Source organism: Pseudomonas sp. H3_E07 (genome assembly GCF_054668895.1).
The window spans coordinates 4,787,427-4,809,515 of the sequence record NZ_CP162795.1 but is presented as its reverse complement, the minus strand read 5'-3'; the positions used below and the strand labels follow the sequence as shown (position 1 = coordinate 4,809,515).

At 60.1% G+C, this 22,089-nt stretch carries 27 protein-coding genes and 4 tRNA genes; 12 read left to right on the top strand and 19 right to left on the bottom strand.

The genetic code is table 11. The annotated features are described in order from the left end of the window. Positions 1–30: 30 nt before the first annotated feature. Positions 31–282 (top strand): DUF1654 domain-containing protein, encoded by a 252-nt coding sequence (locus AB4O08_RS22125; protein WP_010209101.1) that lies wholly within the window; start codon positions 31–33, stop codon positions 280–282. A gap of 4 nt (positions 283–286) precedes the next feature. After that, positions 287–976, top strand: coding sequence for an endonuclease (locus AB4O08_RS22120; protein ID WP_010209100.1), 690 nt, complete (start codon positions 287–289; stop codon positions 974–976). Positions 977–1,006: 30 nt separating this feature from the next. Here the strand turns inward: AB4O08_RS22120 and AB4O08_RS22115 are convergent, their stop codons facing one another. After that, the gene (locus AB4O08_RS22115; protein ID WP_021491190.1) at positions 1,007–1,372 is read right to left on the bottom strand and encodes an SPOR domain-containing protein; all 366 of its coding nucleotides are present in this window, start codon (positions 1,370–1,372) and stop codon (positions 1,007–1,009) included. Positions 1,373–1,634: 262 nt separating this feature from the next. Between AB4O08_RS22115 and csrA the strand changes: the two genes are divergently transcribed. The 3 genes from csrA to AB4O08_RS22100 all read left to right on the top strand — a co-directional run bounded on the left by csrA (position 1,635) and on the right by AB4O08_RS22100 (position 2,669). Continuing rightward, positions 1,635–1,829: a carbon storage regulator CsrA gene (gene csrA / locus AB4O08_RS22110; protein WP_003192511.1), complete on the top strand. Its 195-nt coding sequence runs from the start codon at positions 1,635–1,637 to the stop codon at positions 1,827–1,829. Between the two features lie 211 nt (positions 1,830–2,040). After that, the gene (locus AB4O08_RS22105) at positions 2,041–2,280 is read left to right on the top strand and encodes a hypothetical protein (RefSeq protein ID WP_029529087.1); all 240 of its coding nucleotides are present in this window, start codon (positions 2,041–2,043) and stop codon (positions 2,278–2,280) included. Between the two features lie 95 nt (positions 2,281–2,375). Then, the gene (locus AB4O08_RS22100; protein WP_010209097.1) at positions 2,376–2,669 is read left to right on the top strand and encodes a hypothetical protein; all 294 of its coding nucleotides are present in this window, start codon (positions 2,376–2,378) and stop codon (positions 2,667–2,669) included. A 19-nt stretch (positions 2,670–2,688) separates the two neighbouring features. Here the strand turns inward: AB4O08_RS22100 and AB4O08_RS22095 are convergent, their stop codons facing one another. Then, entirely contained in the window at positions 2,689–3,366 is a 678-nt protein-coding gene (locus AB4O08_RS22095) for an HAD family hydrolase (RefSeq protein WP_044287547.1), read from the bottom strand. Between the two features lie 207 nt (positions 3,367–3,573). Between AB4O08_RS22095 and AB4O08_RS22090 the strand changes: the two genes are divergently transcribed. The 5 genes from AB4O08_RS22090 (at position 3,574) to AB4O08_RS22070 (ending at position 7,163) form a co-directional block, all read left to right on the top strand. Continuing rightward, positions 3,574–4,344, top strand: a complete 771-nt coding sequence (locus AB4O08_RS22090) for an alpha/beta fold hydrolase (RefSeq protein ID WP_042571791.1) — start codon at positions 3,574–3,576, stop codon at positions 4,342–4,344. 111 nt (positions 4,345–4,455) lie between these two features. Continuing rightward, positions 4,456–4,701 (top strand): DUF2790 domain-containing protein, encoded by a 246-nt coding sequence (locus tag AB4O08_RS22085; protein WP_010209091.1) that lies wholly within the window; start codon positions 4,456–4,458, stop codon positions 4,699–4,701. Positions 4,702–4,743: 42 nt separating this feature from the next. Beyond that, positions 4,744–5,415: a heavy metal response regulator transcription factor gene (locus tag AB4O08_RS22080; protein ID WP_010209090.1), complete on the top strand. Its 672-nt coding sequence runs from the start codon at positions 4,744–4,746 to the stop codon at positions 5,413–5,415. Continuing rightward, entirely contained in the window at positions 5,412–6,812 is a 1,401-nt protein-coding gene (locus tag AB4O08_RS22075; RefSeq protein WP_044287549.1) for a heavy metal sensor histidine kinase, read from the top strand. Before AB4O08_RS22080 ends, AB4O08_RS22075 begins: the two co-directional genes overlap by 4 nt. A 126-nt stretch (positions 6,813–6,938) precedes the next feature. Continuing rightward, a complete protein-coding gene (locus AB4O08_RS22070; protein ID WP_010209088.1) occupies positions 6,939–7,163 on the top strand; it encodes a hypothetical protein in 225 nt (74 codons plus the stop codon). A 15-nt stretch (positions 7,164–7,178) separates the two neighbouring features. Here AB4O08_RS22070 and pcp read toward each other — a convergent pair whose 3' ends face one another. Genes pcp through AB4O08_RS22055 form a run of 3 tightly spaced genes read right to left on the bottom strand, consistent with a single transcriptional unit; the run spans position 7,179 to position 9,491 of the window. Next, on the bottom strand, positions 7,179–7,820 hold the full coding sequence (gene pcp / locus AB4O08_RS22065; RefSeq protein WP_044287551.1) for a pyroglutamyl-peptidase I: 642 nt from the start codon (positions 7,818–7,820) through the stop codon (positions 7,179–7,181). Between the two features lie 7 nt (positions 7,821–7,827). Continuing rightward, positions 7,828–8,778, bottom strand: coding sequence for a DUF979 domain-containing protein (locus AB4O08_RS22060; protein WP_010209085.1), 951 nt, complete (start codon positions 8,776–8,778; stop codon positions 7,828–7,830). Then, a complete protein-coding gene (locus AB4O08_RS22055) occupies positions 8,775–9,491 on the bottom strand; it encodes a DUF969 domain-containing protein (RefSeq protein ID WP_010209084.1) in 717 nt (238 codons plus the stop codon). The genes AB4O08_RS22060 and AB4O08_RS22055 overlap by 4 nt, the downstream gene beginning before the upstream one ends. Before the next feature lie 303 nt (positions 9,492–9,794). Between AB4O08_RS22055 and AB4O08_RS22050 the strand changes: the two genes are divergently transcribed. Next, positions 9,795–9,956 (top strand): hypothetical protein, encoded by a 162-nt coding sequence (locus AB4O08_RS22050; protein ID WP_010209083.1) that lies wholly within the window; start codon positions 9,795–9,797, stop codon positions 9,954–9,956. On the opposite strand, the gene AB4O08_RS22045 is transcribed toward AB4O08_RS22050, so the two are convergent. Both AB4O08_RS22045 and AB4O08_RS22040 read right to left on the bottom strand, forming a co-directional pair. Further along, positions 9,953–10,414 carry an anti-virulence regulator CigR family protein gene (locus tag AB4O08_RS22045; protein WP_010209082.1) on the bottom strand — a complete coding sequence of 154 codons (462 nt, stop codon included), beginning with the start codon at positions 10,412–10,414 and terminating at the stop codon, positions 9,953–9,955. The two genes, AB4O08_RS22050 and AB4O08_RS22045, sit on opposite strands and share 4 nt — an antisense overlap. Before the next feature lie 258 nt (positions 10,415–10,672). Continuing rightward, positions 10,673–10,749, bottom strand: a tRNA-Val gene (locus AB4O08_RS22040). Between the two features lie 184 nt (positions 10,750–10,933). Here AB4O08_RS22040 and AB4O08_RS22035 point away from each other — a divergent pair. Further along, on the top strand, positions 10,934–12,217 hold the full coding sequence (locus tag AB4O08_RS22035; protein ID WP_044287552.1) for an NAD(P)/FAD-dependent oxidoreductase: 1,284 nt from the start codon (positions 10,934–10,936) through the stop codon (positions 12,215–12,217). Positions 12,218–12,414: 197 nt separating this feature from the next. Here AB4O08_RS22035 and AB4O08_RS22030 read toward each other — a convergent pair. The 12 genes from AB4O08_RS22030 to truA form a co-directional block, all read right to left on the bottom strand. Further along, positions 12,415–12,491: transfer RNA gene (locus AB4O08_RS22030), tRNA-Asp, on the bottom strand. Positions 12,492–12,596: 105 nt separating this feature from the next. Then, positions 12,597–12,673 (bottom strand) — tRNA-Asp (locus tag AB4O08_RS22025). 55 nt (positions 12,674–12,728) lie between these two features. After that, positions 12,729–12,804: transfer RNA gene (locus tag AB4O08_RS22020), tRNA-Val, on the bottom strand. A 107-nt stretch (positions 12,805–12,911) separates the two neighbouring features. Then, positions 12,912–13,676, bottom strand: coding sequence for an SDR family oxidoreductase (locus tag AB4O08_RS22015; protein WP_021491192.1), 765 nt, complete (start codon positions 13,674–13,676; stop codon positions 12,912–12,914). An 11-nt stretch (positions 13,677–13,687) separates the two neighbouring features. After that, on the bottom strand, positions 13,688–14,899 hold the full coding sequence (locus tag AB4O08_RS22010) for an O-succinylhomoserine sulfhydrylase (protein ID WP_010566994.1): 1,212 nt from the start codon (positions 14,897–14,899) through the stop codon (positions 13,688–13,690). Positions 14,900–14,964: 65 nt separating this feature from the next. Further along, positions 14,965–16,470: an amidophosphoribosyltransferase gene (purF, locus tag AB4O08_RS22005; protein WP_021491193.1), complete on the bottom strand. Its 1,506-nt coding sequence runs from the start codon at positions 16,468–16,470 to the stop codon at positions 14,965–14,967. A gap of 41 nt (positions 16,471–16,511) precedes the next feature. Continuing rightward, entirely contained in the window at positions 16,512–17,069 is a 558-nt protein-coding gene (locus tag AB4O08_RS22000) for a CvpA family protein (RefSeq protein ID WP_003192538.1), read from the bottom strand. Between the two features lie 257 nt (positions 17,070–17,326). Beyond that, on the bottom strand, positions 17,327–17,989 hold the full coding sequence (locus AB4O08_RS21995) for an SPOR domain-containing protein (RefSeq protein ID WP_010209072.1): 663 nt from the start codon (positions 17,987–17,989) through the stop codon (positions 17,327–17,329). Then, positions 17,973–19,280 carry a bifunctional tetrahydrofolate synthase/dihydrofolate synthase gene (gene folC, locus AB4O08_RS21990; protein WP_010209071.1) on the bottom strand — a complete coding sequence of 436 codons (1,308 nt, stop codon included), beginning with the start codon at positions 19,278–19,280 and terminating at the stop codon, positions 17,973–17,975. Before folC ends, AB4O08_RS21995 begins: the two co-directional genes overlap by 17 nt. Next, positions 19,277–20,197 carry an acetyl-CoA carboxylase, carboxyltransferase subunit beta gene (gene accD / locus AB4O08_RS21985; RefSeq protein WP_010209070.1) on the bottom strand — a complete coding sequence of 307 codons (921 nt, stop codon included), beginning with the start codon at positions 20,195–20,197 and terminating at the stop codon, positions 19,277–19,279. Before accD ends, folC begins: the two co-directional genes overlap by 4 nt. Positions 20,198–20,441: 244 nt before the next feature. Then, positions 20,442–21,074, bottom strand: a complete 633-nt coding sequence (locus tag AB4O08_RS21980; RefSeq protein WP_460114347.1) for a phosphoribosylanthranilate isomerase — start codon at positions 21,072–21,074, stop codon at positions 20,442–20,444. A gap of 64 nt (positions 21,075–21,138) precedes the next feature. Then, a complete protein-coding gene (gene truA / locus AB4O08_RS21975; RefSeq protein ID WP_010209068.1) occupies positions 21,139–21,963 on the bottom strand; it encodes a tRNA pseudouridine(38-40) synthase TruA in 825 nt (274 codons plus the stop codon). Positions 21,964–22,089: the final 126 nt, after the last annotated feature.

The following is a 22,089-nucleotide window of genomic DNA, read 5'->3' as shown; positions in this document are numbered from 1 at the left end:
ATGTGCGTACAGCATATTAAGGAATACTCCGTGGCAAAGTCCTCTTCCGCAGCGCCAACCCCGCCCGATGCCTACGAACGCCTGGCTGTTCGTGTGCAAAAGATCATCAATTCGACCAACGCGCAGAAAGCCAAGGCGGCCTTGATCTTCCGTTTGCCGGAAGAGCCTGAGGATGAGTGGGCGCGTTTGCTGGAGGAAATCGCTGAAAACGACAACGTCACCCTCGCCTATCGGGACGACGGCGGTGTACAGATTTTCTGGGTTGTACCGAAGGAAGATTGATTCAATGAGTGTCCGTTTTATCGCTGTGTGCTGCCTGTTTCTCACCTTCACCGCCCACGCCCAGGCGCCCCGAACCTTCAGTGAAGCCAAGAAAGTCGCCTGGAAGCTCTACGCCCCACAATCCACCGAGTTCTATTGCGGTTGCAAATACACCGGCAACCGTGTGGATTTGAAGGGCTGTGGCTACATCCCACGCAAAAACGCCAACCGCGCCGCACGCATCGAATGGGAGCACATCGTTCCAGCGTGGCAGATCGGGCATCAGCGTCAGTGCTGGCAGGATGGCGGGCGCAAGAACTGCACGCGTCACGACGACGTGTTCAAGCGCGCCGAAGCCGACCTGCACAACCTGGTGCCGAGCATCGGCGAGGTCAATGGGGACCGTAACAACTTCAGCTTTGGTTGGCTGCCGGTGCAAAACGGGCAATACGGCTCTTGTCTGACCCAGGTGGACTTCAAGGCCAAGAAGGTCATGCCGCGCCCTTCCATTCGGGGGATGATCGCCCGCACGTATTTCTACATGAGCAAGCAGTACGGCTTGCGCCTGTCAAAACAGGATCGCCAGCTATATGAAGCCTGGAACAAGACTTACCCGGTGCAGGCCTGGGAGCGTCAACGCAACCAGACCGTGGCGTGCGTGATGGGGCGTGGCAATGAATTTGTCGGCCCGGTAAACCTCAAAGCCTGCGGTTGAACGTGGGCGGGGCGCCCGCCCACGTGGCCCTTATTGGGCGGCACTGTGCTCAATGATTTCTGACACAGTGTCGGTTTTTTTGGCGCGGGCCATTTTCTCGTTGAGCAGGGTCTGTTTCGCCTCGGCTTCAGCCTTGGTTGCGAAAGGCCCCAGCAGGACTTCGTCCTTGCCATCCACTTTCACGATGTAAAAATTGAAACCATGCTCCAGCAGCCAGGCCGTGAGGTCGGTGATCGCCTGCAACTTGTGGTCCGGCGGGCCTACCCGAACGTCCCATTCCTGGGCGGCAATCGCACCGGTCTGGGGCTGGCTTTCGGTCACGGCAGGCTTGGGCTTGGGCGCATCGACGCTTTTGCCTTCACCGCAACCGGCCAATGCCAACACCGCAATTGCCATCGCTACTTTACGCACTGCCCTGCTCCTTAAAAGATAAAGAGGCGACTTTATCATTCACTGTCTATTCTGGCCGTCATAAACGTTGGCTTAAACAATGCGAATCATGTATCGCAGACCTGTATGATGCCGCCATGGGAATTAATGTCGCCTCTATGCGTCCTAAAAGAGGCAGTCACAGGGAAGCGCTTAGCAGTAAGCTACACACATCCGACACCTGCCCTGTCTGAAACATGTGTCCTTAAAAGTAATCAAGGAGAAGTCCATGCTTATACTCACCCGCAAAGTCGGTGAAAGCATAAACATCGGTGATGACATAACGATCACCATCCTGGGCGTAAGCGGCCAGCAAGTACGAATCGGCATCAACGCCCCCAAAGATGTTGCCGTGCATCGCGAGGAGATCTACCAGCGCATCCAGGCTGGCCTGACTGCACCGGACAAAAACCAGACGCCTTGAAGCGCCTTCAGTAGCCAGCCTTTTCGTTCACTGTAATGGCTGGCGAAAACTTCTTCGGACTGCTCTGATCTTTGTTGCGTGATAGACGTCGCCAACGTGTTCATCTTCGTGGAAAGATGAAACTGTCTTCACGCCTGGAACTTGTTGTTTCATTCGCGGCCGAATCCCCTGACTGACACTCAGCCATCCATGTGCATTCAGGAGCACGTCGATGAGGCCTACGACCGCACCGCCTTTTTCCTACATTTCTTGGATAATTGCCCTATTGATCGGGTTGATCGTTGTGGGGCTGGCGTATGGCGTGAGGCATGCAATCGAAGGCACTGACTCCAACACCCCCCACTCCTGGCTGAACCTGACACTGCTGCTCGGCGGCTACCTGCTGCTGTTCTGCCTCCAACCCATCCAGAAAGCCGTGCAGCGTAAGTTGTGCCGGCAAGCGGCCCGTTGAAGCGGCACCGCTCGCTATCAGATCACCGGTATTTACAGCACCACAACACGACCTATGCTTGGGCGTGCATGATCAGGAAAAGGCACTGACGCAAGATGGATACCCTGAGCAAATCCCAGATCGAATCCGCACTGGCGGCACGGCTGCCGAGCTATCAGGTGACCTGTACGTTGCACGCTGACGGAACCCTTTCGGTCGTGCTCAGCGGGCCGGAAACCGACCATTTTGCAATTACCGGGATCGTGCGCGCGCATTACCGCGGAGCCGAAGCGATCGCAGGGCTGGCCAATGAAATACTCAGGGAGATGGTGCAGTCACGCAAGAGCATGAGGAATGACCGGATGCAGCCGCCCGATCCATCCAGCGCAGAACACGGCCGAGACCGTTAACGGGCTCGGCCTTTTCGCGTCAGCCCGCCGCGTTCTGCACGTACAACAATCCTTGTGCGTCACGCCGTACGTTTAGCTGCTCGTACCCGTCAATCGATGGATGCTCGGTAACCATTGGCGTGTGATGTGTCGAGGTCACGACCATCACATCCGCCTCTGCGGCCTCTCCCGCACGGATGCCTACCGTCGCATCTTCAAACACCAGGCACTCTTGCACCGGCACGCCCAGGCGTTGCGCGCCCAGCACGTAGCAGGCGGGGTTCGGCTTGCCGATGGCAACATCTTCGGCCGTCACCAGTACCGCCGGTGGCGCAATGCCCGCCGCTTGCAGGCGACGCAACGCCAGCTCCCTGGGTGCTGAAGTAACCAGTGCCCATTGATCGCCCGGCAGGCTGTTCAGAAACGTGACAGCACCGGGAATCGCGACAACGCCCTCGACATCATTGAGCTCTGCCTCGGTGATCCACCGCGCCTCAGCCTCGGGATCGACGCCGGGCAGTGCCTGGCGGGTGATGGTGTCGATCGCGCGGGCACCGTGAATGGTCTTCAAAAACGCCGGCACATCCAGACCATGGCGTTCAGCCCAGATGCTCCACACTCGCTCGGCGGCAGCAATGGAGTTGAGCAACGTCCCATCCATATCGAACAGAAAGGCACGGTAACGGCGGTTGTATACGGCTGAACCTCGGATGGACACTGCGCGGCTTCCTCATGGACGGAGACAAATGATGGGCCCAACGCAATCTACGGATCACCTCGTCGCTTGTAAACGCTCCCGACCCGATTGCATTACAGCTTTGTAATCAAACGGTAAGTCTTGTCACCACCCTCACTTCATACAGTGGAGTCGTCAGTCACCCACACCGGATGACGCCACTTCCTACTGATGAAAAGGGTCTTCACCATGAAACCTGCAAGCAAACTCTGCCTGATCGCCGCCACGCTGCTGATGCTGGGCACTGGCACCGCCATGGCCGGCACTGTCGCGCCGGTCAAAGCCAATAATGTGGTACTGGTGCACGGTTCCTGGGCTGACGGCTCAAGTTGGTCCGAGGTGATTACCCGCCTCCAGGCCGCTGGGCTGCACGTCACTGCCGTGCAGAACCCACTGACCTCGGTGGCCGACGATGTCGCCGCCACCAACCGTGTGCTGGATCAGCAAGACGGCCCTACCGTGTTGGTCGGCCATTCCTACGCAGGCACCGTGGTCAGCGACGCCGGGGTCAACCCGAACGTCAGCGCCCTGGTCTACGTGGCCGCCCGGGCTCCGGATGCCAACGAAGACTTCGTTGCACTCTCGGCCAAGTACCCGACCATGCCTGTACGCGCCGGCGTCGAAGATCACGGCGGCTACCTCACCCTGAACCAGGACGCCTTCCTCAAGTATTTCGCCGCCGACGTGCCGCGCGCCAAAGCCATGCAGCTGTATGCCGTACAGCAACCCATCACCAAGACGCTTTTCAGCGGCCGCACCGTCAATGCCGCCTGGCACACCAAGCCGTCGTGGTACGCGGTGTCGGCGAATGACCAGACTATCAACCCGGACCTGGAGCGCTTCCTTGCCAAACGCATGAACGCCACCACCATCGAGTTGCCATCAAGCCACTTGTCGCTGGTATCCCACGCCAAGGAAATCACCGACCTGATCCTCGAAGCCTCGGGCCGCCAGCCTTAAGCCTTGCATTACACACTTGTCATCATCCTGTTGGTTGGCTGTTCGGCCCCCCTGGTTACTGTGAACTCACTGCCATGACCTGGCAGCCAACCCATTAAGAGAGATACCGCCATGAAACTGTTTATCTTCGGCGTTGCCGCGTTGCTCGCTACCGGTTCCGTGTTTGCCGCCGAGCCCGTGATCCACGATAAAACCGGCTTTTTCGTCCACCTGGACGTGGCAAAAGTCCTGTCGAGCACCGACACCTACGGCCAATGCGGCATCGTCCCCGCACGCCTCAACTACCTCGACAGCCAAGGCCGCGAACACGTGCTGGACTACCAGGTGCAGGGCATCGGTTGCGCCAGTGACAATTGATCGGGCTACACTTGCGCCACGCATTGAGACAGGGCATTTCCCATGAACATTCTCGTAGTCGAAGACGAACCCAAGGCCGGCAATTACCTGCTCAATGGCCTGCAGGAACTGGGCTATTCCGTGAGTCTCGCCCGCGACGGCGTGGACGGTCTGCACCAGGCCCTGGAAACCCCGTTCGACGTGATCGTGCTGGATGTGATGATGCCAAAAATGGACGGCTGGGAAGTGCTGCGCCGCCTACGCAAGGAAGCTGACACGCCAGTACTTTTTCTGACTGCACGCGATGACATTGCCGATCGTATCAAGGGACTCGAACTGGGCGCCGACGATTACCTGATCAAGCCGTTCTCCTTCGCCGAACTGGTAGCACGCTTGCGTACCCTGACCCGTCGCGGCCCGAGCCGGGACGAGGAACAGCTGCAGATCGCCGACCTGCAAATCGACGTGCTGAAGCGCCGCGTTACCCGCGCCGGCACGCGCATTACCCTGACCAATAAAGAGTTCGCCCTGCTGCATCTGTTCGCAACCCACCAGGACCAGGTACTGTCCCGCTCGCTGATCGCCTCGCGGGTGTGGGACATGAACTTCGACAGCGACACCAACGTGGTGGACGTCGCCGTGCGGCGCCTACGCTTGAAAATCGACGACCCGTTCCAACTCAAGCTGATCCACAGCGTGCGCGGCATCGGCTACCGTTTCGATACCCAGCCATGAACACACGTCGCCATTACTCCCTGACCCTGCGCCTGGCGCTGATCTTTGCCCTGCTCGCCTTCGCCTTGCTGGCAACCCTGGGTGTGGCGTTGTACCGCGAGCTGGAGCGCGAGCTGATCATGCGTGACGATGCCGCCTTGATCTATCGCATCGACCAACTGCGCAACCTGCTCAATGACAGCAACACCCTGGACCTGATCAAGACCAAGCCGGAACTGTTCCAGAACATGCTGGGCAACCGTGAATCAGTGCTGAGCATCGCCGCGCCAGGGCAACAACCGTTGCTGACGGTCAACCCCGGCAATATCAACCTGCCCTCCGTGCCCCCCGTCCCGAAGAACCACAAGCTGACGTTTGCCGATGTGCACCACTTTCCCGGCATCAATGGCGTGCCCTTCGCGACCGTCGCCGCGTCCATCGACTCCGGCGACCTGGGCAGCCTGCAGGTCACCACGGGGCGCCTGATGACCGAGCGCACCGCCGTGCTCGCCAGCTACCGTTTGAGCGTTTATGTCCTGGCGAGCATTGCCGCAATCATCCTGGCCGTGGTCGGTTACCTGCTGGTTCATCGTGGGCTTTTGCCGCTGCGCCGCCTGGCCCGACACGCCCAGGGCATCGGCGTCGGCAACCTCGCCGAACGCCTCGACAGTCACGGCGCGCCAAAAGAACTGCTGCCGATGATTGATTCGTTCAACACCATGCTGGAGCGGCTGGCCAAGGGCTTTGTACAGCTGGGCCAGGTGTCCACCGACATGGCCCACGAACTGCGCACGCCGATCAACAACCTGCTGGGAGAAACCCAGGTCGCCCTGCAACAAAACCGCAGCATCGAGAGCTATCAGCAACTGTTGGCGTCCAACGTCGAAGAACTTGAACGCCTGGCACGGATGCTCGACAACATGCTGTTCCTGGCCCGCACTGACCCCGCCAGTGCCCTGCGTCAACGCCAGGAACTGAATGCCGCGGACGAAGTGGAACGCATCGCCGAGTACTTTGAAGGCCTGGCGGGGGATGTGGATATCAGCATTCTTGCTGAAGGCGACGGGGTAATCTGGGCGGAGCCGATGCTGCTGCGCAGGGCCTTGGCGAACTTGTGCGCCAACGCCATCAAATATGGTGCGCCGGGCACTGTGCTGCAGATCCGGGCGGTTCCAAGTGCCGAGGGCATTCACCTGAGGGTCAGCAATCGAGGCGAAACCATCGCCGCCGAGCACTTACCGCGACTGTTCGAACGGTTTTACCGGGTGGATGAGTCACGAGAACGTTCGGCGCAGTCCAATGGGCTGGGCTTGTCGATCGTGGCGACCATCATGCAGCTGCACAATGGACGTTACGACGTGAGCAGCGAGGCAGGGGTGACGTGTTTTGAGTTGTTCTTTCCGAAACGGGAAGACTGAGCGTCAAAACGCCCGGTGTTATTTTGCAAAAGTTTGTCGCTTACTGTTTGACTGAAGCCGCACTAATCTTTCTTCCCAAGGGGCTCAAGGCAGAGCCGGCAACCGCCAAAAAATGGAGATTCAGGAATGGAAATACGATTAGGTTTACTGGAAAAGGGGCTGGCTGAAATGAATGAAAAGCTGATCAGCGTTTCGAACAAGGCAGACGCCATGGATAAGCACTTCGCGTCCAAGGCAGACCTGGCAACCACTGAAACGAACCTTATCAAGTGGTACGTGGCCACCGCATGCGCAATGACAGGCCTAGCCTGCACGATCACCTTCGGGCTCACCCGACTGTTTGCAATGTGAGACGCGTCGGGCCGGTCAGCTGACCTGCCCGCCCGCTTCTTTGACATCCACCGGTGTATGCCAAGCTGTCAGTACAGCCGCCTGCAATCCCGCAACCATTGTATCCAGTGCCATCGAGGGCCGCTGCGAACCCGCCACCTGCTCCGGCAGAAACGGCACGTGGATAAACCCACTGCGTACCCCAGACCCTGCGAGCGCATGCTGCAGCAGATAAAAAACCTGATTACACACGAACGTCCCTGCCGTCTGCGATACCGAGGCCGCGATTCCCGCTTCACGCACGGCCTTGACCATCGCCTTGATCGGCAGCGTCGTAAAAAAAGCCGCCGGGCCGTCAGCCACGACTGCCGTATCGATAGGCTGCTCACCCAGATTATCGGGGATGCGTGCATCATTGATGTTGATCGCCACCCGTTCGACTGAGATATCGCTACGCCCCGGCCCCAATCCGGTGGCGATCACCATCGCCGGGTGCAACTCGTCGATCAGCCGGGTCAGGCATTCACCCGCCGTGGCAAATGCACAAGGCAGCCGGCGTGCAACAATCTTCACGTCGCTTCCCAACTGCACGCCATCCAGTTGGCGCACAGCTTCCCAGGAGGGGTTCACCGGGTCTTGATCAAAGGGTTCGAAACCCGTCAGCAGTACAATTCGCATCCTGGCCTCACATCAACAGGTAGAGCAGTACAATATTGACCACCAGCATCATCAACGCAGTCGGCAACTGCGCCTTGATCACCGCGTTCTTGTCCGGCAGCTCGAGCAATGCCGCCGGCACGATATTGAAGTTGGCGGCCATCGGCGTCATGAGGGTACCGCAATAGCCGGAAAACATGCCGATCGCCGCCATCACCGCCGGGTTACCGCCGTAGATACCGACCAGCACCGGCACGCCGACGCCGCCCGTCATCACCGGGAAAGCCGCAAAGCCATTCCCCATGATCACCGTAAACAACGCCATGCCCAGTACATAGACCATCACCGCCACCAACTTGAAATCCAGGTTGATATAGGTGGTGGTGACGTGCGCGACTGCCGTACCGACTCCAGCTTCGTTAAATAGTAAGCCCAACATTGCCAGCATTTGCGGAAGCACCATGGCCCAGCCAAGTGCTTCAGTCAGGCGACGGGATTCGCGCAAGGCTTGCACCGGCGTATCACGGGTCAGCCAGCAGGCCAGGCCGAGAGCGATCAGGCAGCCGATGCCGAGTGACACAAAGGTGGTGTTTTTCGGGTCCAGCAGCGGGACACCGCCGATCTCTGTGTGCTTGAGCAACACCGAACCGATGACGGTGGTCAGGGGAATGGCCAACGCCGGGATAAACAGCTTATGACCCAGGCGACCGGCACTGGCACGGGATGCCTTGTCATGCAGTTCGACATGTTTGCCACGACCGACGCCGCCCATGCCGGCGATCAGTGCCATTACCACGATGCCTGCGCCGATAGCCACCGACGGCAGACGCTCACCGATCAGGAACGGAATGGCGAACAACAGCCAGAACAGCGCAGTGGACCAGCGCTTTGGATGGGTTCGGTCCATCACAATCATGCCCGCCGTGATCAGTAGCAGAACGCCAGCCAGCCAGTACAGGTATTGAATGGAAATAATCATTGCACAGCCTCCACCGAGGCGGCGGCAGGCGTCATCTCACGGGTGAGTCTTCGGTCGAACCGATGCAGGCGGATTGCGTGGATGATGAAAGCGCAGATTGCCGTCGGAATCCCCCATACCGCAATGTGCAGTGGCTCCACATCAATCCCCGAGCCAAGCAGGAAGGTGTGCATCAAGGCAATCGCGCCAAAGGCGACAAAGATGTCTTCACCAAAGAACAGGCCGACGTTATCCGTCGCGGCGCACATGGCCAACACCTTGTGACGCAACTTGTCCGGCAGCTTGCCGTAGCGTTTTTCCGCCGCGCCCTCGGCCATCGGAGCCAACAGTGGCCGCACCATCTGCGGGTGTCCACCCAGGCTGGTCAAGCCCATGGCGGCCGTGGACTCGCGCACAAACAGATAGATGATCAACAAACGCCCCACCGTGGCGCGCTCGAACCGCGCAATCCAGTTCTGCGCATGCAGGCGCAGCCCATGACGCTCCAGCAGGCCGATGACCGCCAGGGGCAACAGGAGGATCAATTGCAGGGCACGGGTCTGAAGGAAGCCATCGCCCATGGTCGCGAGGATTTTTTCCAGAGGGAAATGGGCAGCAAGCCCGGTAGCGATAGCGGCGGCGGTGACCACCAACAGCGGGTTGAAGCGCAAGACAAAGCCAACCACGATCACAAGTACGCCGATCAACGGCCATAAGTTCACAACAGTTTGCATGGCGTGAGGTCCTTAAATGCGCGCTGCGGCGCCATTACAGCAGGATGTGAACAACGGGCTCACAGCAAGAATGGGCGTGCAGTCGGCTCGGTTTTTTATTGTTGACCCGAAAGGTCGAGCGTCAGTGGCGGCAACTTTGCTGCCTGGGGGCGGGAGGTGTCCAACAAGAAAAATTGTTGCTGCGAACCAATAAATTTTGTCGGTGATTGAAGCGCTATGGATTGTTCTCGAGGGTCGCGGCTGGGGCTGCCGCCCCACCAAAAGGGGCCTCGTCCTTCGGGGTGCGTCGGCATCACTGCCCGCATGCTTGCCGTGGCAATCTTCAAACCGCTGTCCAGCTGGCTCAAGCCCCCGCGCCACGAAGGTGAGACACCCGACAACGTGGCGCGGGAATTCCGTAATAAAAGCCTGCTCGCCACCCAGAAAGACCCTGGCGAGGAGAGAATCGAACCCTTATCGACTTAATCGAACGCTCCGTTGAGCACCTCGTAAATGATGCCTGAGGCGATGGCTACCAGTATCAAATCAGTGCCCGCTTGTTGCCACTCGTAGCCGTCGTAATGGGGCAACCTGCCCAGCAACCGGCCATCCAGCTTTTTGGCGATGCCAGGTGGAAGCGGCTTTCCTCTAGCGAGATTCTTCTGTATTCCGGGTGGCAGTGAAGGGCCTGGGCGCCAATAGTCACGATAGCCACCGATCACGCCCAGCACACCGCCCCGGTCAATGCTGGGCCCGTGATCCCAATCACTTGCGCTGGAACCTTTCCCCTTGTTGCCCTGGTTGCCATGGCCTTGGCCGCCTTGTGAATTGCCTTTCCCATTGCCTTGGCCTTTACCGTTGCCAGGATCGGCCAGGGCCGTCACCGAACCCACGGCCAATACAAGACAGGTAACCGCGGATACAAGCGAGCGAGCTTTAAACATGATCGTCTTCTCCGAAAGGGAACTCCCCCTTGAAATGTAGACGGGATTGCCGATTTTAGTTCCGCATTTCCGACCCTATTCGCTGCGTCCGGCAACCGGAGGGCAGCGCCTGACTGCAGATCATCCTGCACGTCGTGTTCTTTACTTTGGCGTTCTGAGAGGGGTGTCTTGCAAACGTTCTGAAGAAATCCAGGACAACAAAAAAGGGCCCACCTTTCGGTGAGCCCTTCTAGACCGCCCAGCAGAGCGGATTTTGTTTGGTAGGCGCGATTGGACTCGAACCAACGACCCCCACCATGTCAAGGTGGTGCTCTAACCAACTGAGCTACGTGCCTGCTGTGAGGCGGCATTCTACGGAATTCCGGAGGGGTGTCAACATCTTTTTTGCAGCTAACCCTATGAATATGCGAATTTTTTATTTGCGGGAAGCACACCCGTGAATTTCGGGTGGCTGGCAGGCAATTTTCAACTCAGGTAGGATCGACGCACTCGTAAAAAATATAAAACAGAGGTTCCAGGATGGCGAACACCCCCTACCCCCAGTCGTATTACGCCGCTTCCGCGAATGCCGTTCCGCCTCGCCCGGTACTTCAAGGCGAAGTCGAAACCGATGTGTGTGTGATCGGTGCCGGCTATACCGGCCTCTCCAGTGCCCTGTTTCTGCTGGAGAACGGTTTTCGCGTCACCGTGCTGGAAGCCGCCAAGGTGGGGTTTGGCGCCTCGGGCCGCAACGGTGGGCAGATCGTCAACAGCTACAGCCGTGATATCGATGTGATCGAGCGCAGCGTCGGGCCCAAGCAAGCGCAACTGTTGGGCCAAATGGCGTTTGAAGGCGGCAAGATCATCCGCGAGCGAGTAGCCAACTATCAGATCCAGTGCGACCTGAAGGACGGCGGCGTATTCGCCGCACTCAACAGCAAGCACATGGGCCACCTGGAGTCGCAGAAGCGTCTGTGGGAGCGTTACGGCCACACTCAACTGGAGCTGCTGGACGAACGCCGTATCCGCGAAGTGGTGGCCTGTGACAACTATGTAGGTGGCTTGCTGGACATGAGCGGCGGGCATATCCACCCGCTCAACCTGGCACTCGGCGAAGCTGCGGCCGTGGAATCCCTGGGTGGCACGATCTACGAACAATCGGCGGCAGTGCGGATCGAGCGCGGCGCAAATCCAGTGGTACACACCGCGCAGGGCAAGGTCAGGGCCAAGTTCATCATCGTTGCGGGCAATGCCTACCTGGGCAACCTGGTGCCGGAGCTGGCGGCCAAGTCGATGCCCTGCGGCACGCAAGTGATCACTACCGCTCCTCTGGGTGACGAACTGGCAAAAACCCTGCTGCCGCAGGATTACTGCGTCGAAGACTGCAACTATTTGCTCGACTACTACCGACTCACCAGCGACAAGCGCCTGATCTTCGGCGGTGGCGTGGTGTACGGCGCGCGCGACCCGGCCAATATCGAGGCGATCATCCGTCCGAAGATGCTCAAGGCGTTTCCGCAACTCAAGGATGTGAAGATCGACTACGCCTGGACCGGCAATTTCCTGCTGACCCTGTCGCGCTTGCCGCAAGTGGGACGCCTGGGCGACAACATCTACTACTCACAGGGCTGCAGTGGTCATGGCGTAACGTACACACACCTGGCGGGCAAGGTACTGGCCGAAGCGCTCAGAGGCCAGGCAGAGCGCTTTGATGCGTTTGCCGACCTGCCGCACTACCCGTTCCCGGGCGGGCAACTGCTGCGCACGCCCTTTGCGGCAATGGGTGCCTGGTATTACGGGCTGCGCGACAAATTGGGATTCTGACTCGGAACCGGTAGCCCGCTTGCGGTCGATGGCGATTTAACTGACGCCATCGCCCGCAATCAGGATCCCACGGGTCGCATTATCAAATCGCAGGCACAAAAAACCCCGGTCTTTCGACCAGGGTCTTTGCTATCGGATCAAAGTAGCCAGAGGCTTGCTTCGTGCTTCAAGGCGTTCAGTGGGCCTTGAGGCAGATATGGCGCAGCGGACGGGACTCGAACCCGCGACCCCCGGCGTGACAGGCCGGTATTCTAACCGACTGAACTACCGCTGCGTATCGCTTGACCGGCTGCGCGTAAAGCCTCAACCGTCTTTAAACATCTGATCGTTCAGCCTTGACTGTTCAATCTCAAGCCTGACGAATCAGACCTGGAAAATATGGCGCAGCGGACGGGACTCGAACCCGCGACCCCCGGCGTGACAGGCCGGTATTCTAACCGACTGAACTACCGCTGCGCGTCGGTGCAACCTTTAACGTTGCGTCTTGCCCTGAGGCAAAACTCTCAAGAAGTGGTGGGTGATGACGGGATCGAACCGCCGACCCTCTGCTTGTAAGGCAGATGCTCTCCCAGCTGAGCTAATCACCCTTTGCTTCGTTGAGGCCGCGAAATTTACGCAGGTAACGGACCTAAGTCAATAGCCTGCTTGAAGTTTTTCTGAAAAAGACAAAATTGCTTCAAGACGGCTACCCACCCTACTCGCTGTAAATCATCTTCTTGCTCATGCCACCGTCCACGACAAACTCTTGCCCGGTGACAAACCCCGCCTGGCGCGACAGCAGCCACGCCACCATCGCCGCCACGTCTTCTACAGTCCCCACCCTGCCCGCCGGATGCTGAGCGTGATCGGCATCACTCAACGGCGCAGCGCGGCGCGCAGCAGGGTCGCGCGCATCGATCCAGCCGGGACTGACCGCATTGACCCGCACTTCCGGCCCCAGACTCATCGCCAAGGCATGCGTGAGCGCCAGCAGGCCACCTTTGCTTGCCGCATAGGCCTCAGTGTCCGGCTCAGACTGGCCAGCCCGGGTCGATGCCAAGTTGACGATGGCACCACCATGGGCACGCAGGTAAGGCGCGCAATGCTTGGCCAGCAACATGGGCCCACTGAGGTTCACGGCGAGCACCCGATTCCAGTAAGCCAGGTCGAGGCTTTCCAAGGTGATGTTGCGAGGGTCAGCCACCGCGGCATTGCAGACCAGCGCATCCAGGCGCCCAAACTGCCCCAATACCTCGGCGACCCCCTGGGCCACCTGTTTTTCGTCGGCCACGTCCATGCTGATGAACCAGGCGTTTTCGCCCAGCACCTTGGACACCTTGGAGCCGCGCTCGCGGTCCAGGTCGGTCAACACCACCTGCCAGCCTTCGCTGATCAGCCACGCGGCAATGCCGAGGCCAATGCCCCGCGCCGCCCCCGTCACCAGCGCGACGCGCCCATTGCTGGCTGCCGCGGCTTCCATGGACCACTCGATCACAAGGCCGCCAGCCCACGAGCCAGGTCAGCTTGCAGGTCAGCGACGTCTTCCAGGCCCACTGCAATGCGGATCAGGCTGTCACGGATACCGGCCGCTTCACGCTCCTGCGGCGCCAGGCGCCCGTGGGAGGTGGTGCTCGGGTGGGTAATAGTGGTCTTGCTATCACCCAGGTTAGCGGTGATGGAAATCAGACGGGTCGCATCGATAAAGCGCCAGGCGCCCTCTTTGCCGCCCTTCACTTCAAAGCTCACGACGGCACCGAAACCACGCTGCTGGCGCTGGGCCAACTCATGTTGCGGGTGGCTCTTGAGGCCGGCGTAATGCACCTTCTCGATACCGTCCTGCTGCTCCAGCCACTCGGCCAGGGCCTGAGCGTTGGCGCAGTGGGCCTTCATCCGCAGGCTGAGGGTTTCCAGGCCCTTCAGGAAGATCCAGGCGTTGAACGGGCTCAAGGTCGGGCCAGCCGTGCGCAGGAAGCCGACGACTTCTTTCATCTGCTCGCTGCGCCCCGCAACCACGCCGCCCATGCAACGGCCCTGGCCGTCGATGAACTTGGTGGCCGAGTGCACGACGATGTCCGCGCCCAACTTCAACGGCTGTTGCAGCGCCGGAGTGCAGAAGCAGTTGTCGACCACCAGCATGGCGCCCTTGGCATGTGCCACTTCGGACAATGCGGCGATATCCACCAGCTCGGCCAATGGGTTGGACGGCGATTCGACGAACAGCAACTTGGTGTTGGCCTTGATCGCCGCATCCCAGCCAGACAGGTCCGCCAGGGGCACGTAGTCAACTTCGATGCCGAAACGCTTGAAGTACTTTTCGAACAGACTGATGGTCGAACCGAACACGCTGCGCGACACCAGCACGTGGTCGCCGGCACTGCACAGGCTCATCACCACCGCCAGGATGGCCGCCATGCCGGTGGCCGTGGCCACTGCCTGCTCAGCGCCTTCCAGCGCTGCGATACGCTCTTCAAACGCGCGCACAGTCGGGTTGGTATAACGCGAATACACGTTGCCCGGCACTTCGCCAGCAAAGCGCGCAGCGGCGTCGGCAGCGGTACGAAACACGTAGCTGGAGGTGAAGAACATCGGATCACCGTGCTCACCTTCCGGGGTGCGATGCTGGCCAGCGCGCACAGCCAGGGTATCGAAAGCTACGCCATCGAGGTCGCTGTCCAACCGACCGGCATCCCATTCCTGACTCATGCTGCGACTCCTTACTCAATTCTTTATTTAAGATACAAAACCGGCCCCTCAGGGCCGGTTGTCACTCAGTTGTTGTACAAGTCGATGATCGCGCTGACCGCCTGGGTCTTGATCTTCGAGGAGTCGTTGCGCGCCTGCTCGATCTTGTTCAGGTAGGTCTCGTCGACATCACCGGTCACGTACTTGCCGTCGAACACGGCGCAGTCGAACTGGTCGATCTTGATCTTGCCACCGCCAACCGCCTCGATCAGGTCCGGCAGGTCCTGGTAGATCAGCCAATCGGCGCCGATCAGGTCGGCCACGTCCTGGGTCGAACGGTTGTGAGCGATCAGCTCATGGGCGCTCGGCATGTCGATGCCGTAGACGTTCGGGTAACGCACGGCAGGCGCTGCGGAACAGAAGTACACGTTTTTAGCACCGGCTTCGCGGGCCATCTGGATGATCTGCTTGCAGGTAGTACCGCGCACAATAGAGTCATCCACCAGCATCACGTTCTTGCCGCGGAACTCCAGCTCGATGGCGTTGAGCTTCTGGCGCACCGACTTCTTGCGCGCAGCCTGGCCCGGCATGATGAAGGTACGGCCGATGTAGCGGTTCTTCACGAAGCCTTCGCGGAACTTGACGCCCAAGTGGTTGGCCAACTCCAGCGCAGCGGTGCGGCTGGTATCCGGGATCGGGATCACCACGTCGATGTCGTGTTCAGGACGCTCGCGCAGGATCTTCTCGGCCAGCTTCTCGCCCATGCGCAGACGCGCCTTGTACACCGAAACACCGTCGATGATCGAATCCGGACGCGCCAGGTAGACGTGTTCGAAGATGCACGGGGTGAGTTTCGGCGCCACGGCGCACTGACGGGTGTGCAGCTTTCCGTCTTCGGTGATGTAAACCGCTTCGCCTGGCGCGAGGTCGCGGATCAGGGTGAAGCCCAGCACGTCCAGGGACACGCTTTCGGACGCGATCATGTACTCGACGCCTTCGTCGGTATGACGCTGGCCGAACACGATCGGACGAATGCCGTGGGGGTCACGGAAGCCGACGATGCCATAACCGGTGACCATGGCCACTACCGCATAACCACCGACGCAACGGTTATGCACGTCGGTGACGGCGGCGAACACATCTTCTTCGGTCGGCTGCAGCTTGCCGCGCTGGGCCAGCTCGTGGGCGAACACGTTGAGCAGCACTTCCGAGTCGGAGTTGGTGTTGACGTGGCGCAGGTCAGATTCGTAAATCTCCTTGGCCAGCTGTTCAACGTTGGTCAGGTTACCGTTGTGCGCCAAGGTGATGCCGTAAGGCGAGTTGACGTAAAACGGTTGAGCTTCGGCCGACGTCGAGCTACCGGCAGTCGGGTAACGCACATGGCCAATGCCCATGTGCCCGACGAGGCGCTGCATGTGACGTTGGTGGAACACGTCACGCACCAGACCATTGTCCTTGCGCAGGAATAACCGGCCGTCGTGGCTGGTCACAATACCGGCAGCGTCCTGGCCGCGGTGCTGGAGGACGGTTAGCGCGTCATACAGCGCCTGATTGACGTTCGACTTACCGACGATACCGACGATGCCACACATGCGACGCAACCCCTACTTAATGAATCTTGACTGAACACAGCTTACTGAGGCGTTTTGGCCGGTAAGAGGTGTTCCTTGAACGGAAGATCAGCGGGTACGCTGATTCCGCTGGCCAGCCACTGACTGCTCCACCCCAGAATGAGGTTCTTGGACCAATCTGCAACCAATAGAAATTTTGGCACGAGTACCGACTCCTGCCACCACGAATCCTGCTGTACCGGCCCCAGGCTCAACAGCCCGACCGCCACGACCACCAGCAACGCGCCACGCGCGGCGCCGAAGGCCATGCCGAGAAATCGATCGGTCCCGGAGAGGCCGGTGACACGTATCAACTCGCCAATAAGATAATTGACCATTGCTCCCACCAGCAGCGTGGCGATGAACATGATGGCGCAGCCCGCGATGACGCGAGCCGAAGGTGTCTCGATGTATCCGGCCAGGTAGACCGACAATGAACCGCCGAACATCCAGGCTACGACTCCTGCGATGATCCAGGTCAGCAACGACAGTGCTTCTTTGACGAAGCCGCGGCTTAGACTGATCAAAGCGGAGATGGCGACGATTGCAACGATCGCCCAGTCAACCCAGGTAAATGGCACGTTTGAGCCTACGGACAGATAAGGCGGCGCATTTTAGCAGAGCGTCGGGCTGTCGGTAAGCTGTGATTGTCAGTGCCTTGCAAATCAGTCAGTTGGGGCGAGCGAATCCGATCTCAAGCCCACCACAAAACAAATGTGGGAGCTGGCTCGCCTACGATGGGGCGGGCACATTCAACATCCCTGTTGATTGGCCCACCGTCATCGCAGGCAAGCCAGCTCCCACACTTGGCCTGCATTCCAACCAGAGGCTGGCGGTATCAGCCGCGCTCAGGCTGGAAGCGGGTGACAAACCCCTTCAGGTTCTGCTGGCGATCCAGCAGGTCCCGCAGGCGATCCGCCTCGGCACGCTCGATCAGCGGACCGATAAACACCCTGTTCTTGCCGTCAGCGCTACGGATGTAAGCGTTATAGCCCTGGCTACGCAGCTTTTTCTGCAAGGCATCAGCGCCTTCGCGATTACCCAGGCTGGCCACCTGGATCGACCAACTGATCGGCAACCCATTCGGATCGATACGGCTTTGCCCCACGTCCGGCTTGCCCGGCGCGGCAGGTTGCGGCGCTACCGGCTTGGGTGCAGGTGCGGGCGCAGCGGGCTTGGCGGCAGCAACCGGTGCAGCGGGTGCCGGCTTGACCACCGGTACGCTCGGCTGAACCGGCATCGACGGGGCTTGCTGGGCAGCCACTTCAGCATCGGTCGGCACCGGCTCTTCTTCCGGCAAGGCCTGGGGCTCAGGCACCACCACCGGCTCAACCTGTACTTGCGGCACCGCCGGGGCCTGTGGGGCAGCCGGCGCCTCGACGACCACTTGACGCTCTTCATCCTGGCGAGAAAACAGCATCGGCAGGAAAATCACCGCCAACGCCACCAGAACCAGGGCTCCGACCATTCGCTGCTTGTATGCGCTATCCAGTAATGCCATGTGCAGCTTCCTCCGTGGAGCGCCGGGCCAACCACTCGAGCGCCTCGGCAACACAATAAAATGACCCGAACAACAGAATCTCATCGTCGGGGGTGGCAACGGCGCACTGTGCTTCAAGGGCATCGGTCACGCTTGCATACGACGCTACCGGCGCACCAAGGTTCTGCAAGGCCACTTCCAGCTCGGCGGCCGGACGGCTGCGCGAGGTATCCAATGGCGCTACCGCCCAAGCCTGGACGCTGCCCAGCAACGGCGCGACGACACCGTCCAGGTCCTTATCGGCCAGCAAGCCAAAGACTGCAAGACGACGACCGACCGGCGGCGTACGCGACAGGCGTTGCGCCAGGTACTCGGCCGCATGGGGGTTATGGCCCACATCCAGCAACAGGTTCAGGCGCTTGCCTTGCCATTGGAACTCACGACGATCCAATCGCCCGACCACACGTGTCGACAACAAGGTGGCGGCAATCTGCTCGGCATTCCACGGCAGGTCCAGCAACAGATAGGCCTGCAGCGCAAGCGCAGCGTTTTCCATCGGCAGATTCAGCAGCGGCAGGTCGCACAGCTCTACCACCTGGCCGCGGGCATCGCGCCCACGCCATTGCCAGTGCTGCGCACCGATCTCGAGATTGAAGTCGCGACCGCGCAGGAAAAACGGGCAATCCAGCTCGCGCACCTTGTCGAGCAAGGTGTGCGGCGGATCCAGGTCACCACACAGCGCAGGCTTGCCCTGGCGGAAGATCCCGGCTTTTTCATAGGCAACGGATTCGCGCGTATTGCCCAGGTAGTCGGCATGGTCCACGCCAATGCTGGTGACCAATGCCAGATCGGCATCCACCACATTGACCGTGTCCAGACGCCCGCCCAGGCCGACTTCCAGCACCACCACATCCAGTTGCGCACGCTCGAACAGCCAGAACGCCGCCAGGGTGCCCATCTCGAAGTAAGTCAGGGAAATCTCGCCACGGCCGGCATCGAGTGCGGCGAAGGCTTCGCAGAGTTGCTCATCCGTGGCTTCGACGCCATTGAGCTGCACCCGCTCGTTGTAACGCAGCAGGTGCGGGGAATTGTAGACGCCGACTTTCAGCCCTTGAGCCTGCAGCAGCGCCGCGACAAAGGCACAGGTAGAGCCTTTGCCGTTGGTACCGGTCACCGTGATCACACGCGGTGCCGGACGGCCCAACCCGAGGCGGGCCGCTACCTGTTGCGAGCGCTCCAGGCCCATGTCGATGGCGGACGGATGCAACTGCTCAAGGTAAGCGAGCCATTCGCCCAGGGTACGCTGGGTCATAGGTTTGCAGGCACCGGCGGCACGACGATCGGTTCAACTTTAGGCGCGACGTACACAGGGGTAGGCAGGCCCATCATTTGTGCCAGGAGGTTACCCAGGCGTGGACGCAGCTCACCGCGCGGGATGATCAGGTCGATAGCACCGTGCTCCAGCAGGAATTCGCTGCGCTGGAAACCTTCCGGCAGCTTCTCCCGCACGGTCTGCTCGATCACACGTGGGCCGGCAAAGCCGATCAATGCCTTTGGCTCGCCGACAATCACGTCACCCAGCATCGCCAGGCTGGCGGAAACGCCGCCGTAGACCGGGTCAGTGAGTACGGAGATGAACGGGATGCCTTCTTCGCGCAGACGCGCCAATACCGCAGAGGTCTTGGCCATTTGCATCAGGGAGATCAACGCTTCCTGCATGCGCGCACCACCGGAGGCGGCGAAGCAGATCATCGGGCAACGGTTTTCCAGGGCGTAGTTGGCGGCGCGAACGAAGCGCTCACCGACGATGGCACCCATGGAGCCGCCCATGAAGGAGAACTCGAAGGCCGACACCACGACCGGCATGCCCAGCAGCTTACCGCTGACGGAAATCAGCGCGTCCTTCTCGCCAGTCTGCTTCTGCGCGCCGACCAGACGGTCCTTGTACTTCTTGCTGTCGCGGAACTTGAGACGGTCAACCGGCTCCAGGTCGGCACCCAGCTCGTTACGACCTTCGGCATCCAGGAAGATGTTGATGCGAGCGCGAGCGCCGATACGCATGTGGTGGTTGCACTTGGGGCAAACGTCCAGGGTCTTTTCCAGCTCCGGGCGGTACAGCACCGCGTCGCAGGATGGGCACTTGTGCCACAGACCTTCAGGAACCGAGCTTTTTTTCACCTCGGAACGCATGATCGAAGGGATCAGTTTGTCTACTAACCAGTTGCTCATGCTTTCTTTCTCCAGTACCGGTGGCTTGAACACAGCCCCGCGTATGCCCTTGAGCTAAATTCATATGTGGCGATGACACAAGCTGGACGGGGTCAGACGTTCGACCGGCCTTTTCCCGCCTGTATCCTCAGCCTTCCAGACAACCTGCCAGCGCAGGGTTGCCACTTCGTTTCCGGACCACCCTCAGGCGGCGCCGGGCTGTTTTACACAGTGGTAGTTATGGACGGCGGCAGACTGCCAGCCGTCACATCCCGTCACTGCTGTTGCGCACGGCCTGCATGAATGCGCGAATCTTGCTGTGATCCTTGATGCCCTTGCCCTGCTCCACGCCGCCGCTGACATCCACGGCATAAGGCCGGACTTGCTCTATCGCCGCCCCGACATTACCGGGGTTGAGCCCGCCGGCCAGGATGATCGGCTTGCTCAGGCCCTCGGGAATCAGCGACCAATCGAACGCTTCGCCGGTACCGCCGGGCACGCCTTCGACATAGGTGTCGAGCAGGATTGCGCGGGCGCTGCCATAGGCCGCACACGCCGCAGCGATATCGTCCCCCGCCTTGACACGCAACGCCTTGAGGTACGGACGCTGGTAGCTTTCACATTCGTCCGGCGTTTCGTCGCCGTGGAACTGCAGCATATCCAGCGGTACGGCATCCAGGGTTTCGTTGAGCTCGCAGCGGCTGGCATTGACGAACAAACCCACAGTGGTCACGAATGGCGGCAACGCAGCGATGATCGCCCGCGCCTGCACCACACTCACCGCCCGCGGGCTCTTGGCATAGAACACGAAACCGAGAGCATCCGCCCCCGCCTCGACCGCCGCCAGCGCGTCTTCTATGCGGGTAATCCCGCAAATCTTGCTGCGAACGGCTGACATGTCGTGGAAACCCCAGGGATTGGACCGATAAAGTCCCGGATGGTAACAAAAGCTTTTCCGGGCGTCAGCCGCCAAGTTCGCTGAAACCTGTGAGGAAGTGTGGCCCGATGAAACGCTCCGGCAATTCGAACTCGTCACGGTACTCCACATCCACCAGGTACAAGCCAAACGGATGCGCCGTGACCCCGCCCGTACGACGGACGCGGCTCTCCAGTACTTCCTTGGCCCACTCCACCGGACGCTCGCCGGTGCCGATGGTCATCAGCACCCCGGCAATGTTTCGAACCATATGGTGGAGGAACGCCCCTGCACGGATATCCAGCACGATCATCTTGCCGTGACGGGTCACCCGCAGGTGATGGACTTCCTTGATCGGCGACTTGGCCTGGCACTGGCCGGCACGAAAGGCGCTGAAATCATGCACGCCGACCAGATGCTGTGCGGCTTCGGCCATGCGCTCGGCGTCGAGCGGGCGATGGTTCCAGGTGATTTCTTCGTTAAGGTGCGCCGGACGGATCTGGTCGTTGTAGATCACGTAGCGATAACGCCGGGCGATGGCCTTGAAGCGCGCGTGAAAGTGCGCTGGCATGACCTTGGCCCAAGTGACGCTGACGTCATGGGGCAAGTTGATATTAGCGCCCATCACCCACGCCTTCATCGACCGTTCAGCCTGAGTGTCGAAGTGCACCACCTGGCCACAGGCGTGCACGCCCGCGTCGGTACGCCCGGCGCACATCAGCGACACCGGCGAATCAGCCACTTTCGACAGTGCGTTCTCCAGGGTTTCCTGCACCGTCAGCACGCCGGACGCCTGACGCTGCCAGCCGCGATAGCGCGAGCCTTTGTATTCCACGCCCAGGGCGATGCGGTAAAAGCCTGCGGCCGCCATTTCGGCGGCCGCGTTATCTATATTTGCCAAGAACTGAGAGCCTGATGAGTTGCGCAAAGGCGGCCATTATGCCGATTTGTGTGAGTGCCCACAAAAGCAAAACGGCGACCCGAAGGTCGCCGCTGC

Bases quoted from the DNA above. Each gene is read 5' to 3' on its own strand.
- AB4O08_RS22120 (WP_010209100.1), top strand. From the start codon at position 287: ATGAGTGTCCGTTTTATCGCTGTGTGCTGCCTGTTTCTCACCTTCACC.
- AB4O08_RS22115 (WP_021491190.1), bottom strand. From the start codon at position 1,372: ATGGCAATTGCGGTGTTGGCATTGGCCGGTTGCGGTGAAGGCAAAAGC.
- csrA (WP_003192511.1), top strand. From the start codon at position 1,635: ATGCTTATACTCACCCGCAAAGTCGGTGAAAGCATAAACATCGGTGAT.
- AB4O08_RS22105 (WP_029529087.1), top strand. From the start codon at position 2,041: ATGAGGCCTACGACCGCACCGCCTTTTTCCTACATTTCTTGGATAATT.
- AB4O08_RS22100 (WP_010209097.1), top strand. From the start codon at position 2,376: ATGGATACCCTGAGCAAATCCCAGATCGAATCCGCACTGGCGGCACGG.
- AB4O08_RS22090 (WP_042571791.1), top strand. From the start codon at position 3,574: ATGAAACCTGCAAGCAAACTCTGCCTGATCGCCGCCACGCTGCTGATG.
- AB4O08_RS22085 (WP_010209091.1), top strand. From the start codon at position 4,456: ATGAAACTGTTTATCTTCGGCGTTGCCGCGTTGCTCGCTACCGGTTCC.
- AB4O08_RS22080 (WP_010209090.1), top strand. From the start codon at position 4,744: ATGAACATTCTCGTAGTCGAAGACGAACCCAAGGCCGGCAATTACCTG.
- AB4O08_RS22075 (WP_044287549.1), top strand. From the start codon at position 5,412: ATGAACACACGTCGCCATTACTCCCTGACCCTGCGCCTGGCGCTGATC.
- AB4O08_RS22070 (WP_010209088.1), top strand. From the start codon at position 6,939: ATGGAAATACGATTAGGTTTACTGGAAAAGGGGCTGGCTGAAATGAAT.
- pcp (WP_044287551.1), bottom strand. From the start codon at position 7,820: ATGCGAATTGTACTGCTGACGGGTTTCGAACCCTTTGATCAAGACCCG.
- AB4O08_RS22060 (WP_010209085.1), bottom strand. From the start codon at position 8,778: ATGATTATTTCCATTCAATACCTGTACTGGCTGGCTGGCGTTCTGCTA.
- AB4O08_RS22055 (WP_010209084.1), bottom strand. From the start codon at position 9,491: ATGCAAACTGTTGTGAACTTATGGCCGTTGATCGGCGTACTTGTGATC.
- AB4O08_RS22050 (WP_010209083.1), top strand. From the start codon at position 9,795: ATGCTTGCCGTGGCAATCTTCAAACCGCTGTCCAGCTGGCTCAAGCCC.
- AB4O08_RS22045 (WP_010209082.1), bottom strand. From the start codon at position 10,414: ATGTTTAAAGCTCGCTCGCTTGTATCCGCGGTTACCTGTCTTGTATTG.
- AB4O08_RS22035 (WP_044287552.1), top strand. From the start codon at position 10,934: ATGGCGAACACCCCCTACCCCCAGTCGTATTACGCCGCTTCCGCGAAT.
- AB4O08_RS22015 (WP_021491192.1), bottom strand. From the start codon at position 13,676: ATGGAAGCCGCGGCAGCCAGCAATGGGCGCGTCGCGCTGGTGACGGGG.
- AB4O08_RS22010 (WP_010566994.1), bottom strand. From the start codon at position 14,899: ATGAGTCAGGAATGGGATGCCGGTCGGTTGGACAGCGACCTCGATGGC.
- purF (WP_021491193.1), bottom strand. From the start codon at position 16,470: ATGTGTGGCATCGTCGGTATCGTCGGTAAGTCGAACGTCAATCAGGCG.
- AB4O08_RS21995 (WP_010209072.1), bottom strand. From the start codon at position 17,989: ATGGCATTACTGGATAGCGCATACAAGCAGCGAATGGTCGGAGCCCTG.
- folC (WP_010209071.1), bottom strand. From the start codon at position 19,280: ATGACCCAGCGTACCCTGGGCGAATGGCTCGCTTACCTTGAGCAGTTG.
- accD (WP_010209070.1), bottom strand. From the start codon at position 20,197: ATGAGCAACTGGTTAGTAGACAAACTGATCCCTTCGATCATGCGTTCC.
- AB4O08_RS21980 (WP_460114347.1), bottom strand. From the start codon at position 21,074: ATGTCAGCCGTTCGCAGCAAGATTTGCGGGATTACCCGCATAGAAGAC.
- truA (WP_010209068.1), bottom strand. From the start codon at position 21,963: ATGGCGGCCGCAGGCTTTTACCGCATCGCCCTGGGCGTGGAATACAAA.